The organism is Phyllobacterium sp. P5_D12 (assembly GCF_054049495.1).
Genome location: NZ_JBFUMG010001196.1, coordinates 1 through 531, shown reverse-complemented (window position 1 = coordinate 531; position 531 = coordinate 1). Strand labels below are relative to the sequence as shown.

Here is a 531-nt window from a genome sequence, read left to right as displayed (position 1 = left end):
CCCAAACTACTTGCCCTGTTTGTGACGCTCTCTTCAACGATCTTCATCATCGTCGCCGTCGGATCCTCTGTGACTTGGGGTCTAAGCAGGCTTGGCCAATGGCTTTTCGTCAATGCCCGCAGATTCCAGGATGTCTATGTCCACTGGACCGACTGGCTGGAGGAACACGGCATTGCCATCGCAGGTCCACTCGCCGACCGCTTCGACGTGACATGGCTGGTGGGCTTTACCCAGGGGTTGGCCGGACGGCTCAATAGTTTCGCGGGATTTGCCCTGCTGGTCTTTGTTTTCGTCATGCTCGGCCTCCTGGAAATAGAGGATTTCGGCAAGCGTCTTCGCTCTCCCGCACTACAACCGCAGGGCATGAACATACTCCATGCCAATCGCGAAATTTCAAAGAAATTACGCCGGTTCATGCTCGTGCGCACGTTCGCCAGCGTCTTGACCGGGTTGATCGTCTGGGCATTCGCCTATTTCGCAGGCCTCGAACTGGCGGCTGCCTGGGGCGCAATTGCCTTCACCCTTAACTAC

1 protein-coding gene is annotated in these 531 nt (G+C 56.5%); it reads left to right on the top strand.

Annotated elements, in window-relative coordinates; genetic code table 11:
- Positions 1–531 (top strand): AI-2E family transporter (locus ACXJ5O_RS29470; RefSeq protein ID WP_457302987.1); only part of this gene is annotated, 531 nt, incomplete at both ends.